Annotated in this window: 19 protein-coding genes; 9 read left to right on the forward strand and 10 right to left on the reverse strand. The window is 68.4% G+C overall.

Features of this window, described 5'->3' with window-relative positions:
• Positions 1-14: 14 nt before the first annotated feature.
• The 4 genes from AC50YM_RS14850 to AC50YM_RS14865 form a co-directional block, all read right to left on the reverse strand.
• A complete protein-coding gene (locus AC50YM_RS14850) occupies positions 15-272 on the reverse strand; it encodes a type B 50S ribosomal protein L31 (RefSeq protein ID WP_024365679.1) in 258 nt (85 codons plus the stop codon).
• Between the two features lie 188 nt (positions 273-460).
• The gene (locus AC50YM_RS14855; protein ID WP_494957722.1) at positions 461-1270 is read right to left on the reverse strand and encodes a TrmH family RNA methyltransferase; all 810 of its coding nucleotides are present in this window, start codon (positions 1268-1270) and stop codon (positions 461-463) included.
• A gap of 101 nt (positions 1271-1371) precedes the next feature.
• Positions 1372-2157 (reverse strand): sulfite exporter TauE/SafE family protein, encoded by a 786-nt coding sequence (locus AC50YM_RS14860; protein WP_494957723.1) that lies wholly within the window; start codon positions 2155-2157, stop codon positions 1372-1374.
• 15 nt (positions 2158-2172) lie between these two features.
• Positions 2173-2958, reverse strand: coding sequence for an ABC transporter ATP-binding protein (locus AC50YM_RS14865; protein ID WP_494957724.1), 786 nt, complete (start codon positions 2956-2958; stop codon positions 2173-2175).
• A gap of 144 nt (positions 2959-3102) precedes the next feature.
• On the opposite strand from AC50YM_RS14865, the gene serB reads away from it, so the two are divergent.
• On the forward strand, positions 3103-4011 hold the full coding sequence (serB, locus tag AC50YM_RS14870; protein ID WP_494957725.1) for a phosphoserine phosphatase SerB: 909 nt from the start codon (positions 3103-3105) through the stop codon (positions 4009-4011).
• 119 nt (positions 4012-4130) lie between these two features.
• Here the strand turns inward: serB and AC50YM_RS14875 are convergent, their stop codons facing one another.
• Positions 4131-4883 (reverse strand): SDR family oxidoreductase, encoded by a 753-nt coding sequence (locus tag AC50YM_RS14875; protein ID WP_494957726.1) that lies wholly within the window; start codon positions 4881-4883, stop codon positions 4131-4133.
• Positions 4884-5091: 208 nt separating this feature from the next.
• Between AC50YM_RS14875 and AC50YM_RS14880 the strand changes: the two genes are divergently transcribed.
• Positions 5092-5457, forward strand: a complete 366-nt coding sequence (locus tag AC50YM_RS14880; RefSeq protein WP_494957727.1) for a DUF5655 domain-containing protein — start codon at positions 5092-5094, stop codon at positions 5455-5457.
• A gap of 101 nt (positions 5458-5558) precedes the next feature.
• Here AC50YM_RS14880 and AC50YM_RS14885 read toward each other — a convergent pair whose 3' ends face one another.
• Together AC50YM_RS14885 and fabG are read right to left on the reverse strand one after the other, a co-directional pair.
• The gene (locus AC50YM_RS14885; protein ID WP_494957728.1) at positions 5559-5978 is read right to left on the reverse strand and encodes an Hsp20/alpha crystallin family protein; all 420 of its coding nucleotides are present in this window, start codon (positions 5976-5978) and stop codon (positions 5559-5561) included.
• Positions 5979-6358: 380 nt separating this feature from the next.
• On the reverse strand, positions 6359-7084 hold the full coding sequence (gene fabG / locus AC50YM_RS14890) for a 3-oxoacyl-ACP reductase FabG (RefSeq protein WP_494957729.1): 726 nt from the start codon (positions 7082-7084) through the stop codon (positions 6359-6361).
• 179 nt (positions 7085-7263) lie between these two features.
• On the opposite strand from fabG, the gene AC50YM_RS14895 reads away from it, so the two are divergent.
• The 4 genes from AC50YM_RS14895 to AC50YM_RS14910 are packed head-to-tail and all read left to right on the forward strand — an operon-like array spanning position 7264 to position 9338.
• Positions 7264-7728, forward strand: coding sequence for a DUF3099 domain-containing protein (locus AC50YM_RS14895; protein WP_494957730.1), 465 nt, complete (start codon positions 7264-7266; stop codon positions 7726-7728).
• Positions 7725-7973 (forward strand): hypothetical protein, encoded by a 249-nt coding sequence (locus tag AC50YM_RS14900; RefSeq protein ID WP_494957731.1) that lies wholly within the window; start codon positions 7725-7727, stop codon positions 7971-7973. The genes AC50YM_RS14895 and AC50YM_RS14900 overlap by 4 nt, the downstream gene beginning before the upstream one ends.
• The gene (locus AC50YM_RS14905; RefSeq protein ID WP_494957732.1) at positions 7974-8858 is read left to right on the forward strand and encodes an SURF1 family cytochrome oxidase biogenesis protein; all 885 of its coding nucleotides are present in this window, start codon (positions 7974-7976) and stop codon (positions 8856-8858) included.
• A 3-nt stretch (positions 8859-8861) separates the two neighbouring features.
• On the forward strand, positions 8862-9338 hold the full coding sequence (locus AC50YM_RS14910) for a YbaK/EbsC family protein (RefSeq protein ID WP_494957733.1): 477 nt from the start codon (positions 8862-8864) through the stop codon (positions 9336-9338).
• 71 nt (positions 9339-9409) lie between these two features.
• Here AC50YM_RS14910 and AC50YM_RS14915 read toward each other — a convergent pair whose 3' ends face one another.
• Positions 9410-11008, reverse strand: a complete 1599-nt coding sequence (locus tag AC50YM_RS14915) for an ABC-F family ATP-binding cassette domain-containing protein (RefSeq protein WP_494957734.1) — start codon at positions 11006-11008, stop codon at positions 9410-9412.
• Positions 11009-11330: 322 nt separating this feature from the next.
• Between AC50YM_RS14915 and AC50YM_RS14920 the strand changes: the two genes are divergently transcribed.
• From AC50YM_RS14920 to AC50YM_RS14930, 3 genes are read left to right on the forward strand one after another with little or no spacing between them, the layout of a single operon-like run.
• Positions 11331-12026, forward strand: coding sequence for a biotin transporter BioY (locus tag AC50YM_RS14920; protein WP_494957735.1), 696 nt, complete (start codon positions 11331-11333; stop codon positions 12024-12026).
• Positions 12023-12823: an energy-coupling factor ABC transporter ATP-binding protein gene (locus AC50YM_RS14925; RefSeq protein ID WP_494957736.1), complete on the forward strand. Its 801-nt coding sequence runs from the start codon at positions 12023-12025 to the stop codon at positions 12821-12823. Before AC50YM_RS14920 ends, AC50YM_RS14925 begins: the two co-directional genes overlap by 4 nt.
• Positions 12820-13506, forward strand: a complete 687-nt coding sequence (locus AC50YM_RS14930) for an energy-coupling factor transporter transmembrane component T family protein (protein ID WP_494957737.1) — start codon at positions 12820-12822, stop codon at positions 13504-13506. Before AC50YM_RS14925 ends, AC50YM_RS14930 begins: the two co-directional genes overlap by 4 nt.
• A gap of 283 nt (positions 13507-13789) precedes the next feature.
• On the opposite strand, the gene AC50YM_RS14935 is transcribed toward AC50YM_RS14930, so the two are convergent.
• Both AC50YM_RS14935 and AC50YM_RS14940 read right to left on the reverse strand, forming a co-directional pair.
• A complete protein-coding gene (locus AC50YM_RS14935; protein WP_494957738.1) occupies positions 13790-15040 on the reverse strand; it encodes a thiolase family protein in 1251 nt (416 codons plus the stop codon).
• Positions 15033-16520 (reverse strand): AMP-binding protein, encoded by a 1488-nt coding sequence (locus tag AC50YM_RS14940; RefSeq protein ID WP_494957739.1) that lies wholly within the window; start codon positions 16518-16520, stop codon positions 15033-15035. Before AC50YM_RS14940 ends, AC50YM_RS14935 begins: the two co-directional genes overlap by 8 nt.
• Positions 16521-16524 lie beyond the last annotated feature (4 nt).

Consider the following 16524-nt stretch of genomic DNA (forward strand, 5'->3'; position numbering starts at 1 on the left):
TTGGAGGAAGAAGGTTACTTCTTGCCGCCGAAGCCCTTGAAGCGAGCGTTGAAGCGCTCGACGCGGCCTGCAGAGTCCATGATGCGCTGCTTGCCCGTGTAGAACGGGTGGGACTCGGAGGAGATTTCGACGTCGATGACCGGGTAGGTGTTTCCGTCTTCCCACTCGATGGTCTTCTTGGAAGACACGGTGGACTTGGTCAGGAACTTGACGCCGGAAGCCAGGTCGTTGAAAACAACAGCTTCGTACTTCGGGTGAGTATCAGACTTCATAATTGGACCTTTGTTCGCACAACTGGATTTTGCCAGTTGCCAGGTATGAATGGGATGGCCAACGGAATGTACCGGACGGCCAGCTATCAATCATAGCGGAAAGTCTGCGCCACCGCCGCCTGACCAGCAGCGGGGTTCAGGGCAGCAGGTCAGGGCAGCAGGTCAGGACAGCGGATCAGTGCGGCAGGTCAGTCCCGGGGGCGCAACTCCCAGAAGGCGACGGCGGACGCCGCGGCGACATTGAGCGAGTCAACGCCGGCGCGCATCGGGATCTTCACGGCGAGGTCGACGGCGGCGAGCGTGCCGGCGCTCATCCCGGCGCCCTCGGTCCCGAGCACCAGCGCGAGCTTCTCCGGCTGGCGGGCGGCGAGCTCGTCGAGGTCCACGGCGTCGTCGGTGAGTTCCAGGGCGGCCAGGGTGAAGCCCTGCGCGCGGAGCAGTTGCAGTCCCGCGGGCCAGTCCTCCAGCCGGGCCCAGGGCACCTGGAAGACGGTGCCCATGCTGACCCGGACACTGCGGCGGTAAAGCGGGTCCCCGCAGCGCGGCGAGACCAGGACGGCGTCGACGCCCAGGGCAGCGGCGGAGCGGAAGATCGCACCGACGTTGGTGTGGTCCACGATGTCCTCCAGCACGGCCACGCGGCGGGCCCCGGCGAGCAGCTCGGGCAGCGGCACCGGGTCCGGCCGCTGCATGGCCGCCATGGCGCCACGGTGCAGGTGGAATCCGGTGATGTCCTCGAGGAGCGCGGCGGAACCGATATAGGCGGGGACGTCCGGGTACTGCGCGAAGACGTCGGCGAGGTCCTCCCGCCATTTCTCGGCGAGGAAGAAGGAGCGCGGCCGGTGTCCCGCCGCGAGGGCGCGGCGGAGCACCCGGGAGGACTCGGCAATGTACATGCCCTCGGCGGGTTCCCGGAGTTTGCGCAGGTGCACGTCGGTCAGCCGGGTGTAGTCCGAGACCCGGGGGTCGTCCGCGGAGTCAAGGTGGTGGAAGGTCATGGCGGGGTCATTTCAGCGGGGATGTCAGGTTCGGGACGGTCAGGTTCGGGACGGTCGGGTTCGGGTTCGGGTGCGGGTTGGTCGGTGGTCAAGGGAACGGGTCACTTGAAGAGGTTGGCGATCATGAACCCCAGGGCGACCAGGCCCAGGACGAAGATGACACCGCGCAGGACGACGGGAGACAGCCGCCGGCCGACCTTGGACCCGACGAAGCCGCCGATCAGCGAGCTCACCGCGATCAGTCCCACGACCGCCCACTCGATCCGGCCGAAGGCGAAAAGCAGATAGGAGGCTGCGGCCACGACGTTCACGCCCAGCACCAGGATGTTCTTCATGGCGTTGGCGTTCTGGATGGTTCCGGTCATGAAGATCCCCAGGATCCCGACCAGCAGGATGCCCTGGGCTGCGACGAAGTATCCGCCGTACACACCGGCCAGGTAGACCAGGGCCACGAGGACGACGCCGTGCCCGCGGTCGCGGATGGCATGCTCGGGATTCTGCTCCCGGTCCCGGACCCACTGCTGCAGCCGGGGCTGGAATACCACCATCAGCAGTGCGAGCACGATCAGGGCGGGGGCGGCGTAGTGGAAGACCTTCTCGGGCAGGTGCAGCAGCAGGTAGGCCCCGGTGATGCCGCCCAGCAGTGAAGCGGGCAGCAGCTTGAGCAGCTGCTTGCCGCGTCCCGCCAATTCCTTGCGGTAGCCCCAGGCTCCGGCGGCGTTCCCGGCGACCAGGCCCATCGCGTTGCTTATGGACGCGGTGACGGGAGCATAGCCGAGGGCGATCAGCACCGGAAAGGTGACAAGCGTCCCGGACCCGACAACACTGTTGATCGTGCCGGCCCACAGACCGGCGAAAAAAATGAAGACGCTATTGAGGAACTCCACGCGCGGTCAGCGGGCTCAGCGGCGCGCGGTGGCAGTGTACCGGCCGGCGCTGACGCTGACTTCCAGCGGCAGCCCGAAGGTCTCGCTCAGGTTCCCGGCGGTGAGGACACCTTCGATCGGGCCCTGGGCCACGACAGCGCCGTCGCGCAGCAGCATGGCGTGCGTGAAGCCCGGCGGCACCTCTTCGAGGTGGTGGGTGACCAGCACGATGGCCGGCGCGTCCTCATCGCGGGCCAGTTCACTGAGCCGGAAAACGAGATCCTCGCGGCCGGCCAGGTCCAGCCCGGCGCCGGGTTCGTCGAGGAGCAGCAGTTCGGGATCCGTCATCAGGGCCCGGGCGATCTGGACGCGCTTGCGCTCCCCCTCGGACAGCGAGGCGAACGGCCGGTTGAGCAGCGGTCCCATGCCCCACTCGTTCAGCAGGGCGAAGGCGCGGCGTTCGTCGTCCTTCTCATAGCCCTCGCGCCAGCGTCCGGTGACACCGTACGCGGCCGTCACGACGACGTTGAGGACCTTCTCGTGTTCCGGGATCTGGTTGGCAAGCGCGGCCGAGGACAGGCCGATCCGCGGCCGGAGTTCAAAGACGTCGACGGCGCCGAGGATCTCCTCGAGGATGCCCGCCATCCCGGATGTGGGGTGGATCCGTGCGGCGGCGATCTGCAGCAGCGTGGTCTTGCCGGCACCGTTGGGGCCCAGGATCACCCAACGCTCGCCTTCCCTGACCTGCCAGTCGACCTTGTTAAGGAGCGTTTTTGCCCCACGTACAACGCTGACGGCGGCCATTTCAAGAACATCACTCATAGGAGTAGACACTAGGACAAAACAGCGGACGACTGATAACCGGAACGCGGAGGCCCGGCCGGGCGAGCGCTCCCCGACTGCCGCCGCGTCACCGGACCGCAACGCATTCGGGTCCCGCTCCGCGGAATCGCTAGGATTGCAGGCATGAGCCTGAACGTGACCGCAGTGAGCTATGCCCGGAAACTGACCCTGCCCGAGGTGCAGCAGCTCCGGTCGCTGCTCGCCGGAGCCGGCATGGCGCTGGACGCCGAAACCCGGACGGGAGACGCGCGCTACGAGGTCTACACAGCGGACGGCAGCCTGGACCCTGGCGCCGACCCGGTCCACGGCCCGGCGGCGCTGGCCGAACTGCGGCGGACGGCGGCAGATCACGGCCCGGCCGGCGTGGACACGGCGATTGTCCCCGACTCCCTGCGCAATGCGCGGCGGAAATTCCTCATCCTGGACGTGGATTCGACCCTGATCCAGCAGGAAGTCATCGAGCTCCTGGCCGCCCATGCCGGTAAACGCGATGAAGTCGCGGCCGTGACTGAGGCCGCCATGCGCGGAGAGCTGGACTTCGCGCAGAGCCTGCACGCGCGGGTGGCGGTGCTCGCCGGGCTGCCGGCCGACGTCGTGGATTCCGTCCGCGCCGAGGTCACCCTGAGCCTCGGGGCGGAGACGCTGGTGGCAGCCTTCCGGGCCGCCGGGCATGTGGTGGCCGTGATCTCCGGCGGCTTCAACCAGATTCTCCGGCCGATCGCGGAGGGCCTGGGGCTTGACTACTGGGTCGCCAACGAACTCGAAATCATTGACGGTGCGCTGACCGGAAAGGTGATCGGAGAGGTCATTGACCGGGCGGCGAAGGAGAAATATCTGCGCGAATGGGCAGCCACGGAGGGCATCCCGCTGGAGCACACAATTGCCGTGGGCGACGGCGCCAACGACCTGGACATGCTCAGTGCAGCGGGGATCGGCGTCGCGTTCAACGCGAAGCCGGCTGTCCGCGCGGCCGCCGATGCCGCAGTGAACTTACCGTACCTCGACGCCGTCCGGCACATTGCCGGCGTCTGAGACTGGACCGGAACACACTGAAGGCCGGGGCGGACGCCGCCCCGGCCTTCAGTGCTTAATCCCGATGTGTTCTATTCAGGCTGTCGCAGCCGGCAACATTTTTCCGCAGACCGGATGTGTTACTTGATGCCCTTGTCGAAGTAGTCGGCGCCGCCGACGTATTCGGTGTGGCCGCTGGGAACATCGGCCGTGACCATCTTGGCAATCTCCGCGGCGAACTCCTTGACCGAATACAGCTTTCCGGCCTCGGCGCGGCGGGCCTCGATGGCGCCCGGGTTGGAGCGGTCCAACAGCGTGGCCGTGACGGTGCCCTCGATCATGTCGCCGGAGACGACAACCAGCGAAATGCCCTTCTCGGCCAGGGCCGGAACGAGTTCGCGGAGGGCGTCCTCACCGGCGCGCTTGCTGCGTGCCACCGGCTCGTAGTTGGCCATGGTGGGCACGGTGTTGATGAAGTGGGCCTGGTGGCTCGTGATGAAGACCACGCGGCTGCCCTCGGGCATCAGCGGCACGGCAGCGTTGAGCATGTTCAGCTGGGCGTCGCGGTTGAGTTTGAGGGCATAGTCCTCCGCCATCCCCGACTCCATCCCCCCGGAGGCGTTCAGGACCAGGACATCGAGCGAGCCGAAGTTCTCCATCGCGGCGCTGGCCAGGGCCTGGACGCCTTCCTGGGTGGTGAGGTCGGCGCCGACGGCGGCAGCACGGCCGCCTGCCGCCTCGATCTCCGCGACGACCTTGTTGGCGCGCGGCGCCTTCTGGCGGTAGTTGACGACGACGGCGGCGCCCTCGGCGGCGAGGAACTTGGCGACGTCAGCGCCGATGCCCCTCGATGAACCGGTCACTATTGCGGTCTTGTTGTCCAGCAGTCCCATATGAGCTCCTTTGTTCCAAACGTCCAAAAAACGGTGGGTCTGCAGTCCATCATGCCAGCGGCGCAGGTGTTTTCCGTTGTTTGAGTTCCACAAAGAAGCTGCGGCAGGCTAGTGAGGGCGCGGCCCCCAGGCGTAGGCTCGCCCGCATGGAAGGACCGCACGACAGCAGCCGGGGAGCAGCACTCCAGGGGCTTCCATGCCGCGTGGCGTGAGCGGGGAATCAACGCCTGAGCAGGTCTTCGGTGGCTCCCCCCGCGGCCTGGAACTGTACCGTGCCGTGGAGCGGATACTGGCGGTGCCCACCCCGCCCGACATCCGGGCAACGAAGAGCCAGGTCGCTTTCCGGGAGCATCGTGGCTTCGCGTACCTCTGGTGGCCCGGCCGGTACGTTTCGTCGGAGGTGCCCGCCGTGCTGTCGATCGCACTGCCCCGGCGGGTCGACTCTGCCCGGTTCAAGGAGGTAGCGCATCCGTCGCCCGGGGTGTGGATGCACCACCTGGAGCTGAACAGTGAAGCGGAACTGGACGCGGAAGTCGTGGGCTGGCTGCGGGAGGCCCGCTCCGCTGCCGGCTGAAACTGTCAAATATTTAGTCACAGGCCGGGGCGGGCGGAACGATGGTGTCCGCCCGCCCCGCCGCCCGGGCCGCCGCCACGCGGCAGCCGATGTCCCGGGTGCTACGGGTGGTCGATCCTGATCTTCTTGGCCGCCGCGTCGGGCGTCGAGACCGGGGCAGGGGCCCGCACTTCAAGGACGCCGTCCCTGTACGTTGCGGTGATGTCCTCTTCCCGGGCGCCCCGGGGCAGCGCGATGCTGCGCGAGAACGAGCCATAGCGGAACTCCGAGCGGTACCCGTCCTTGCCCTTATGCTCGGACTTCTCCTCCCGCTCCGCCTTGATGTGCAGCATTCCTTGGCTGACGGAGACGTCAACGTCCTTGTCGGGATCAATCCCCGGAACCTCAGCGCGCACCACCAGGGTGGTGCCGTCCACAAACTGCTCGACTTTGATGGACGGCGTCATTGCCAGGTCACCGTCGAGGAAACGCTTGATCGGCTCCAGCACATCCGACGGGACCCACTTGTTCAGTTCAGCCACGATTGTCCTCCTGATTCCATGCCCCTGCCATGGTGTGGGCAGGGGCTGTAGCCCCATTAGACACCCGGCAGCGCCCGGTGCTCAGGGCTGAAAGTCCTATCGTGGCGGGGCGGGAATGACCATGTTGTGGGGCCCAACATCCGGTTGGCAATTTTGTCGGTGGCTGGAGGACTTCAAGGGTGCCGCGGCCGGGGCAGACCCGCCGCGGGAGCTACTGGCCCTTAGGGATGAATGCCTGCGGGCCTTGGCCTGGTGCGGGGCCCGGATTGCGGAGCTGAATTCCCAGCTGACCGGGGACTAGTTGCGGGCCATCAGAGCCCGGTCGGCAACACCGGCATGACCAGCGTCCCCGGCATCACCGGTTCCGCCCAATCTTGCGCCTAGTGGCCCATGCCGAGGCCGCCGTCGACGGGGATGACGGCACCGGAAATGTAGGCGGCCTCGTCGCTTGCGATCCAGCGGACCACGTTGGCGACCTCGGAGGCCTCGGCGAAGCGGGCGGCGGGAACCCTGGACAGGTAGTCCTTCTGGGTTGCCTCGGGCAGTTCGGCGGTCATGTCCGTGTTGATGAAGCCGGGGGCGACTACGTTCGCGGTGATGCCGCGGGCTCCCAACTCGCGGGTCAACGAGCGGGCGATGCCCACGAGGCCGGCCTTGGACGCCGAGTAATTGATCTGGCCGGGCGCCCCATAGAGGCCGGAGACGGAGGAAATCAGGACCACGCGGCCCTTGCGGGCCCGGATCATGCCCTTGGACGCACGCTTGATCACGCGGAACGCCCCGGTGAGGTTGGTGTCGATCACCGAGGTAAAATCGTCCTCGCTCATGCGCATCAGGAGCGTGTCCTTGGTGATGCCGGCGTTCGCCACCAGCACCTCGACGGCACCGTGGGCGGCCTCGACTTGAGCGAATGCCGCGTCGACGGAGGCTTCGTCCGTGACGTCGGCCTTGACGCCGAGGATGCCCTCGGGAAGGGCTGATTCGCTGCGGTAGGTCACCGCCACCTTGTCGCCGTTGGCGAGGAAGGCTTCGGCGATGGCGAGGCCGATTCCGCGGTTTCCACCGGTGATCAGGACACTGCGGCCGGCGGTTGCTGTTTCAGACATGGGGACTCCGGAATTCTGCGGCGGGCGGGCGCCGCGCTGGGGGCGGGATTTTCCTGCCTCCGATCTTAGCGCCCGGTGCCGCCCCGTTTGGGCGGCACTGCCGTTGGTGAGAGAATTGCAGTAAGCCTTGGGAGCGTGATCTGACAGCCTTGACACTCAAAAACCGACCCGGTGTACCTGTGCCCGGGAACCCGGGTGTACCGTCCGGTGAATCCGAGGTTCACAGCATTACGGACGCCGCCGCCGCACACTCTGAGGAGATGCGCCAGCGGATGATCAAGTACGCCGTGGCGATGGGTATCCGCATGGTCTGCCTGATCCTGATTTTTGTGGTCGACGGCTGGTTCAAGCTCCTCCCGGTCCTCGGGGCCGTGTTCCTGCCCTGGGTTGCCGTCATCATCGCGAACGGCGGCGACACGGCGGAGGTCCATTCCGCCTCGCTCCTGGATTACGCGCCGCTGGCGCAACTGGATGCGCCGGGCACCGGCGCGGCGGCTGAACCTGCCGGCCCGGTGACGGACGACCCGTCGTTGACGCTGCTACAGGGCGAAATTGTCGATGACGAGGACTCGCCCGACGCTGGCCGCGGCGCCCCCGGCGGACACCCCAAGATCGACGACAACCACGGACGGGCGGCATCGTGAATATTTTTGACCTCGCCGGGAACAGCGGCGAAGCCGGACCGGCGGAGGCCGTCTGCTCCCGCAAGGCGTGCCGGAGCGGCGCCGAATGGCAGCTGCTCTGGAACAACCCCAAGATCCACACCCCGGAACGGCGCAAGATCTGGCTGGCCTGCGGGGAGCATCGGGCCTGGCTCGAGGACTACCTGCAGACCCGCGGGCTCTGGAAAGACACCGTGGCACTGGACCCGACAAGCAAGGCAAGCTGAATGTACCGTTTTCTTTTCTCCAGCAAGTGGCTGGGGTATCTGCTGCTGGCCGCGATTTTTGCCGCCGCGTGCGTCGGGCTGGGCCGCTGGCAGATGGACCGCCGTGCCGAGACCCTCGCCGAGATCAACCGCGTCACTTCGAATTATTCCGCCGCGCCCGTCCCCTTCGCCGAGGTCAAGGACCAGTTCCGTTCACTGGCCGCGGAAAACGAGTGGACCCAGGTGGAACTGAAGGGCAGTTACGACGTCGCCGGGCAGCGGATCGTCCGCAACCGCCCGCTGAACGGCCAGCCCGGCTACGAGGTCGTGGTCCCGTTCAAGGTGGCAACCGGTGAGACGGTGGTGATCGACCGCGGCTGGCTGCCGATCGGCAACAACAACCCGGGTCGGCCGGACTCGGTTCCCGCTCCCCCGCAGGGCCCGGTGACCGTCGTCGGCCGCCTCAAGCCGTCCGAGCCGGAGCTCCAGCGCGGTGCCCCCGACGGCCAGTTGGCCTCGATCGACCTTGCGGCCTATTCCCGCCAGCTGGGCTATCCCCTGCTGACCGGCGCGTACGGCCAGCTGGCGTCCGAGAGCCCGTCAGTGTCCGAGATGCCTTTCCCGTTCCCCAAGCCGGCCACTGAGGAGGGCACCCACCTTTCCTACTCGCTGCAGTGGTTCGCCTTCGGGGTGCTGATGTTCATCGGTTTCGGGTACGCCGCACGTCAGCAGGCCCGGAACGCGGCCATTGACGCCGAGGACGCCGAAAGCCAGGCCGCGGAGGCTGAGTGCGTCGTGATGCACTCCAGCGGACCGGTGGCGCGCCGCCGTCCCGTCGCGCACAAGCGGAAGAACGCGACCGCAGAGGACGAGGAAGACGCCATTCTGGACGCCCAGGGGTTCTGAGGGGTGGCCCGGCTGATTCCAGAGCCCGTGGCCCGGGTGAAGCAGGCGCTGGCGGCGCTCGGCGCCGAGGACACCGTGACGGTGTTCGATGCGAAAGTCCCGACCGCGGCCGCCGCGGCCGTGGAGCTGGGCTGCGACGTCGCGGCCATCACCAACAGCCTCGTGTTCGACGTCGGCGGCGCGCCGCTGCTGATCCTTGCCAGCGGCGCCGCCAGGGTTGATGTCCGGAAGGTCGCGGCACGGCTGGGCAGCGGCCAGATCCGCCGCGCCTCCGCAGGGTTCGTGCTGGAACACACCGGACAGGAAGTCGGTGGCGTGGCACCGGTCGGACATCCGGAGAAAATCAGGACCCTGCTGGACGAGACACTGCAGGAACATGCAGTCCTCTGGGCCGGGGCAGGCGACCACCACTCCATGTTCTCCATCAGCTACGAAGAGCTGCTCAGGATCACCGCCGCGGAAGTCATGCCCGTCCGCTAGCCCAACTGACTAGCAGTAGGGCCGTTTTGAGGGCTGAAAACGGCCCAGAAATGCCAGTCAGTTGGTGCCCACTACGCGAGCGTAATGAGGTCCAGGTAGTCTTCGTTCCAGTGGTCCTCGATGCCGTCTGGCAGCAGCACAACACGCTCGGGGTTGAGGGCCGCGACGGCGCCCTCGTCGTGGCTCACCAGCACAACGGCGCCGGTGTAGTTGCTCAGCGCCCCGAGGATTTCGGCGCGGCTGGCCGGGTCGAGGTTGTTGGTGGGCTCGTCGAGGAGCAACACGTTCGCGCTCGAGGCCACGATGGTGGCCAGGGCAAGCCGGGTTTTCTCACCGCCGGAGAGCACACCGGCCGGCTTGTCGACGTCGTCGCCGGAGAACAGGAACGAGCCCAGGATGTTTCGGACCTCGGCGTCGTTCATGTCCGGGGCGGAGGAGCGCATGTTCTGCAGGACGGTGCGTTCGACGTCGAGCGTCTCGTGCTCCTGGGCGTAGTAGCCCACCTTCAGGCCGTGGCCCGCTACGACTTCGCCGGTGTCCGGCTTGTCGACCCCGGCCAGCATGCGCAGCAGGGTCGTCTTGCCGGCACCGTTGAGGCCCAGGATGACGACCTTGGAGCCGCGGTCGATGGCTAGGTCCACGTCGGTGAAGATCTCCAGCGAGCCAAAGGACTTGCTGAGGCCGTCAGCAGTGAGCGGGGTCTTGCCGCAGGGCGACGGATCCGGGAAGCGCAGGGCTGCCACGCGGTCGGTCGCGCGGACGGCTTCAAGACCGCCCAGCAGACGCTCGGCACGCTTGGCCATGTTCTGTGCGGCGACGGCCTTCGTGGCCTTGGCGCGCATCTTGTTGGCCTGGTCGAAAAGGACCTGGGCCTTCTTCTCCGCGTTGGCGCGCTCACGCTTGCGGGCGCGCTCGTCCGTTTCGCGCTGCTGCAGGTAGCGCTTCCAGTCCATGTTGTAGAAGTCGACCTTGGCGCGGTTCGGATCCAGCAGGAACACCTTGTTGACGGTGGCTTCAAGTAGCTCGGTGTCGTGGCTGATCACGATCAGGCCGCCCTGGTGGTTCTTCAGGAACTCGCGGAGCCAGGTGATGGAATCCGCGTCGAGGTGGTTGGTGGGCTCATCGAGGAGCATCGTCTCGGCGTCCGAGTACAGGATCCGGGCGAGCTCCACACGACGGCGCTGGCCGCCGGACAGGGTCTTGAGCGGCTGGTTCAGCAGCCGGTCCGGAAGGGCCAGGTTGGAGCAGATCGCGGCGGCCTCGGCCTCGGCCGCGTAGCCGCCGGCGGCCAGGAACTCGGATTCCAGCCGGTCATAGCGGTTCATCGCCTTGCGCTGGACCTCCGCGTCCTCGCTGGCCATGTCCTCATGGGTCTGCTTGAGCTTGTTAACGGCGATGTCCAGGCCGCGGGCGGAAAGGATGCGGTCACGGGCCAGCTGTTCCATGTCCGGGGTCCGCGGATCCTGCGGGAGGTAGCCGATCTCGCCGCTGCGGATGACCTTGCCCCCGGCGGGCTGGCCTTCGCCCGCGAGCACCCGGGTCAGCGTGGTCTTGCCTGCACCGTTACGGCCCACAAGGCCGATCTTGTCTCCCTTGTCGATCCGGAAGCTCACCTGGTCCATAAGGAGGCGGGCGCCGGCGCGCAGTTCGAGATCCTGGACGGTAATCAATGCAGCTAAGGCCTTTCACAACAGGGAACGCCGCGGCACAACGGTGGAATCTGCAGGGGGCCGGGGCAGTGCGGCCGAGAGCACGGCCTCCCCAAGTCTACCGGCCCCGCTCACGTCCATTGACAGGAGGCCCGCCATTTGCGGCAAATGCCGGGCGACGGCGGTGGCGGGGCTCCGCTGCCGGGCGTCGCCGGGCGCCGTTGGAGCTGCCCTCCAGCTGGCGGGCCTCCGGTTAGTAGACCACCTACAAAAAACCCCCGCCGCCGGGCTCGTAAAGTCGAAACCAGATGCAGATTCAACCCACTCGCGATAGGAACTACCCATGACGCAGACCGACGGCAGCGTTGCCGCCATCACCTCCCGCCCGCGGAACCGCTGGAACGCCACCGACCTGGGACTGATCGCGGTCTTCGCCGCGCTGGTGGCCGGATCAGCCCTGATCGCCGCCATTCCGGTGGGCGGGCTGGGTGTCCCCATCACCCTCCAGACCCTCGCCGTGATGCTCACCGGCCTTGCCCTGGGCCCGGGCAGGGCGTTCGCCGCCGTTGGGCTTTACGTTCTTCTTGGACTCGCCGGGCTGCCGATCTTCAGCGGCGGACGCAGCGGTCTGGGTGTCCTCGCCGGACCCTCGGCGGGCTACATCATCGGTTTTGTCTTCGCCGCGACGGCGGTGGGCTGGCTGACTGTCGTCGTGCTCCGCCGCGCCGCTGGCCGTCCCGGCAGGCTGCGCGCTGTCCTGCTTTTCGCCGCCGCGATGGTGAGCAGCATCATCTTTGTACACAGCCTTGGCATCCTTGGCATGATGGTTAACGCGAAGCTGGACTTCCCGAAGGCCTTCATCGCAGACCTGGCCTACTACCCCGGAGATGTGATCAAGAACATCCTCGCGGTGACCATCGCCCTGGCGCTGCACAAGGCGTTCCCGGATCTGCTGATCCGCCGGGTCCGGACCGGCGGTACGGTCGCTGCTGTGGCCGCCCCGCGGCTTTCCACCGCCAAGGTGGACCACCGGCCGTGAGCACCATCGTGCTGGACCGGGTTGCGGTGCGTGTGGCGGTCGACGGCCGCCCGGCACCCAAAACCCTGCTGGCGGAACAGACCCTGCGGCTGACCGAACAGCGGATCGGCGTCATCGGCGCGAACGGCTCCGGCAAGTCCACGCTGCTGCGGCTCCTCAACGGACTCGTGGCGCCAAGCAGCGGGACCGTCACGGTGGACGGATGGGACACTGTCCGGGCAGTCCGGGAGGTCCGCCGGCGGGTCGGCTTCGTCTTCACGGATCCGCTGTCCCAGCTGGTGATGCCGACCGGTCGGGAGGACGTCGAACTGTCCCTTCGGCGCTCGGTCCGGAACGCCGGGGAACGCCGCCGGCAGGCGGAGGCAACGCTGGACCGCTTCGGACTGCTGCCACTTGCGGACCAAAGCATCTACGAGCTTTCCGGCGGGGAGCGCCAGCTCCTCGCCCTCGCGGCTGTCCTCGCGGTGGACCCCGAGGTGCTGGTCCTGGACGAGCCGTCCACGCTGCTGGATCTGCGGAACCGGGAGCTGCTCCGCCGGACCCTGGCCGGGCTCAGCCAGCAGGTCATCCTCTCCACCCACGACCTCGAACTCGCCCTGGACCTGGACCGGGTCCTCGTGGTCGATTCCGGCACCGTGGTGTTCGACGGCGCGCCGGCAGCAGCCGTCGCCCACTACCGGGCGCTGTGCGGCGCGGTTCTCCCGCCTGCCCGGGAGGGAGTCTCGGCTTCCGGTGCCCGATTCTCGCCTTCCTTCGCCCGGCCGGGGTCTGAGCAGCCGCAACCGGGGCGGCCGTGAGCGGCCACGGCTTCCTGCTGGCCAACTATGCGCCGGGCAACTCCGTGCTGCACCGCGCGCCGCTCTGGCTGAAGTTCCTGCTGGTCGTGGGCTGCGGCATGGCGTCGTTCCTGGTTGTGGACTGGGCCGTGGCGGCCGCCGTCCTGGCGGTTTTGTGCGTCCTGTTCCTGCTCAGCGGGGCGGGCGTCCGGCGGCTGTTCCGGGCGGTCCGGCCGGTGCTGCCGGTCCTTGCAATGATCGGGCTGTTCCAGTGGTGGCAGCTTGGCGGGCCCACGGCTGCCCGGATTGTGCTTAACGTGCTGGTCTGTATTGTGGCGGCGTCGATCCTCACCGCCACTACCCCGGTGCAGCGGTTGCTGGACGGCGTGGCGTCCCTGGCGCAGCCGTTCCGGCGTTTCGGCGCGGACCCGGAGCGCTTCGCCCTGACGATCGCCATCATGCTGCGCAGCATCCCGTTTATTGCGGGTGCCTACAGCGACGTCCGGGATTCCGCCCGGGCCCGCGGCCTGGAGCGCAACCCCCGGGCCCTGATCCTCCCGGTCTTCATCACCACGGTGGCTTTCGCCCGGCAGACCGGCGACGCCCTCGCCGCCCGCGGCCTGGGTGAGGCCGAAACCGGGGAGCAGGCCCAGCCTTCCGACCCCGCAGCGCCCGGCGACCCCGCGGGACATGCCCTCCCCTGACCTGGAGCACTGGACATAAGCCCGCTATGTACACCGGGTGCGCCCAGGGCTGGACATGTCCCCCGGTGGCTCGGGGCGGCAGGGAACACTGGGCCCGGCGTCCCGCGGGACATGCCCTCCCCTGGCCCGCAGCACGGGACATAATCCCACGATGTCCAGCGGTGGCGCCCAGGACTGGGCATGTCCCCCGGGTGGCAGGACTCGGGGGACACGATCGGCCCCGGTGACCCGTAGCCAGGGACTGGGTACTAGGTACTAAGTACTAGGTACTAAGTACTAAGTACTAGGACAGGCTCCGGTATTCCAGCAGCGCGGCGGTTCCCATTCCGCCGGCGATACTGATCAGAGCCAGCGCCAGCTGCCCCTCGACCGGGCTGCGGCGGGCCTGGGCCAGCAGCCGGGTGACAAGCACCGCGCCGGAGGCCCCGTAGGCGTGCCCCAGGGCCAGGGCGCCGCCGTCAAGGTTGGCGCGGTCCGCGGGGATGCCGAGGCGGTCCAGGCAGGCGAGGGTCTGGGACGCGAAAGCCTCGTTGAACTCCACCAGCCCCAGCCCGGCGGGCGAGACGCCACACCGTGCCAGCAGGTGTTCCGCCGCGACGGCGGCCCCGATGCCGAGCAGCTGCGGGTCCACCCCGGCCGTGTCCGTACCCCGCACCAGCAGGCCGTCCCTAGCCCCCAGCTCGCGCGCGCACGCCACCGAGGTGATCACAACGGCGGCGGCACCGTCCGCGTCGAAGCAGGAGTTTCCCGCTGTCACTGTGCCGCCCGCGGCGAACGCCGGCGGGAAGCGCGCGAGGACAGCCGGGGTAAGGCCGCGGCGGGGCCCGTTGTCAGAGCGGACGGTGCGGGCACCGTCCGGGCCGGACACGCCGGTGAGGGCCACGATCTCGGCGTCGAATATCCCCGCGGCCGCGGACGCCAACGCCCGCCTGTGGCTGCGCAGCGCCAGCACGTCCTGCCGCACCCGGCTGATGCCGAAGTGGGTGGCCACGTTTTCGGCGGCGGCCCCCATGTCCGGATCGCCCAGGCCCAGCGGTGCGAACTGGGCCCGGGCGTAGAACTCCGGAGCACCGTCGGCGTTCGGGCGGGCCCGCAGCGGGGCCGTGCTGATGCTCTCCACCCCGCCGGCCAGGTACAGGCCGCCGCCGGCGGCTGCCACGAGGCGGGACGCCAGCGCAATCGCGTCCAGTCCGGAGCCGCACTGGCGGTCTACGGTGAGGCCGGGAACGGTGACCGGAAGCCCTGCTTCGAGGGCGGCGAGCCGCGCCACATTCCCGCCGCCGCCGACGGCGTTGCCGATGACCACGTCGGTCACGGCCGCCGGCGGGACGCCGGCGCCATTGGGGGGCGCGCCGCCAACGCTGAGCCGTGCGCCAAACGGTGAGCCCAGCAGCGCGCGGAGCACCGGGGCGAGGAGTTCGTGCGCGGGCAGGGACTTCAGCGCCCCGTTGGCGCGGCAGATCGGTGTCCGGCGGGCTGAGATGATGACCGGCTGCCGGTCGTCGGGAAGCCGCTGGGTCGACGGCTCAGCCAAGGCGCCGGATCCGGGGGTCGTTGCGGGTGATCCAGTCGAGCAGGAGTTCCCGGCTGGGCTTGCCGCGGTCCGTGAGGGGCAGCGCGGCCAAGGCGAAGTATTCCAGCGGCCGTTTGTTGCGGGCCAGCACCTCCTCGATGCCTGCCTTTAGCTGCGTGGCGGTTACGCCGCCGTGCGAGGGGACAATTCCCGCCACGACCTTCTGGCCGCGGAGGTCGTCCTGAAGGCCTGCTGCGACGGCCGCCGCCACGCCGGGGACGGAGGCCAGGGCCAGCTCGATCTCATGCGGGTAGACGTTTGTGCCCGCGGTGATGATCATGTCCGAGCGGCGGCCAAGCATGTGCAGGGTGCCATTATCGAGGTAACCCTGGTCCCCCACGGTGTGCCAGCCGTCGAAGCTTTGCAGCGCCTGCCCGTCGTCGCCCCAGAGGTATCCGTCGCTGACCATGCCACTGCGCACGCAGATGTTGCCGTCGGTCCCGTCCGGAAGCCGGACCCCGTCACTATCAAGGATGCGGATCTCGACGCCGGCGAACGGTTTCCCGATCCCGGTTCCGCGTTCTTCCGGCGGCTTCCCGGGCGGGAGCCCGGCGCCGGAGACGAAGCTGAGCTCGGAGGCACCGTAGTACTCGTAGATGGTGGCGTTGGGTGCCCAGCGGCGGGCAGCTTCCAGTGTCCGGGCGTCCAGTTTGGAGCCGGCGCAGATGATGCTGCGGATGCCCGAGGCGTCGATCCCGCCGCTCAATCCCCGTTCGCTGAGGAGCCGGAGCGCCGTGGGGACGAGGACCAGCCGGGTGATGCCGTCATGGCTGACCGCGGAATGGGCGTCGCCGACGTCGAACTGGGCCAGGGTGTGGAATTCCGAACCGGCGTACAGGCATTCGGCAAGGGCGTAGAGGTTCAGGCTGGCCGCGAGGGGCCCGGGCGCCAAGGTCCGGTCGTCAGTTTGCAGGCCAAAGAATTCGACGGAGGCATCGAACGACTGGCGCCAGGACCGGCGCGAGCGCGTGAAGGCTTTGGGGACGGCGGTGGTACCGGAGGTCAGGCCGACCAGGAACGGGGAACCGGGCGGCCCGTCGACGAGTTCCGGCCCGGGCCCTCCTGCCGCGGCGGCGCCCGCGGCAGGTCCGGCGGCGGCGCCCGCGGCAGGTCCGGCGGCGGCGCCCGCGGCAGGTCCGGTGGCGGGGCCCGCGGCCGGTAGCGTATCCCGGATCCGGGCCCGGATCCGGTCCTGCAGCTCCCGCGGCCACGTCGGGTCCAGCACGGCGCATTGCCCCTCCCCCGCGACGGCGGCTGCGAAGGCAGCGGCGAAGTGCAGCGAATTCTCCCCGGCGAGCACGGTCACGGCGGGCGCGCCGGAGGCGAGGCCGGCGGCGTTGTCCCGCAGTTCTTCCCAGCTCAGGCGTTGCCCGGCCACGACGACGGCGGTCGCGTCGGGGCGGTCATCGGCCCAGCGCTGGAGTCTGTCGAGGAAAGGCATCAGA

The organism is Pseudarthrobacter sp. RHLT1-30-1 (assembly GCF_059383415.1).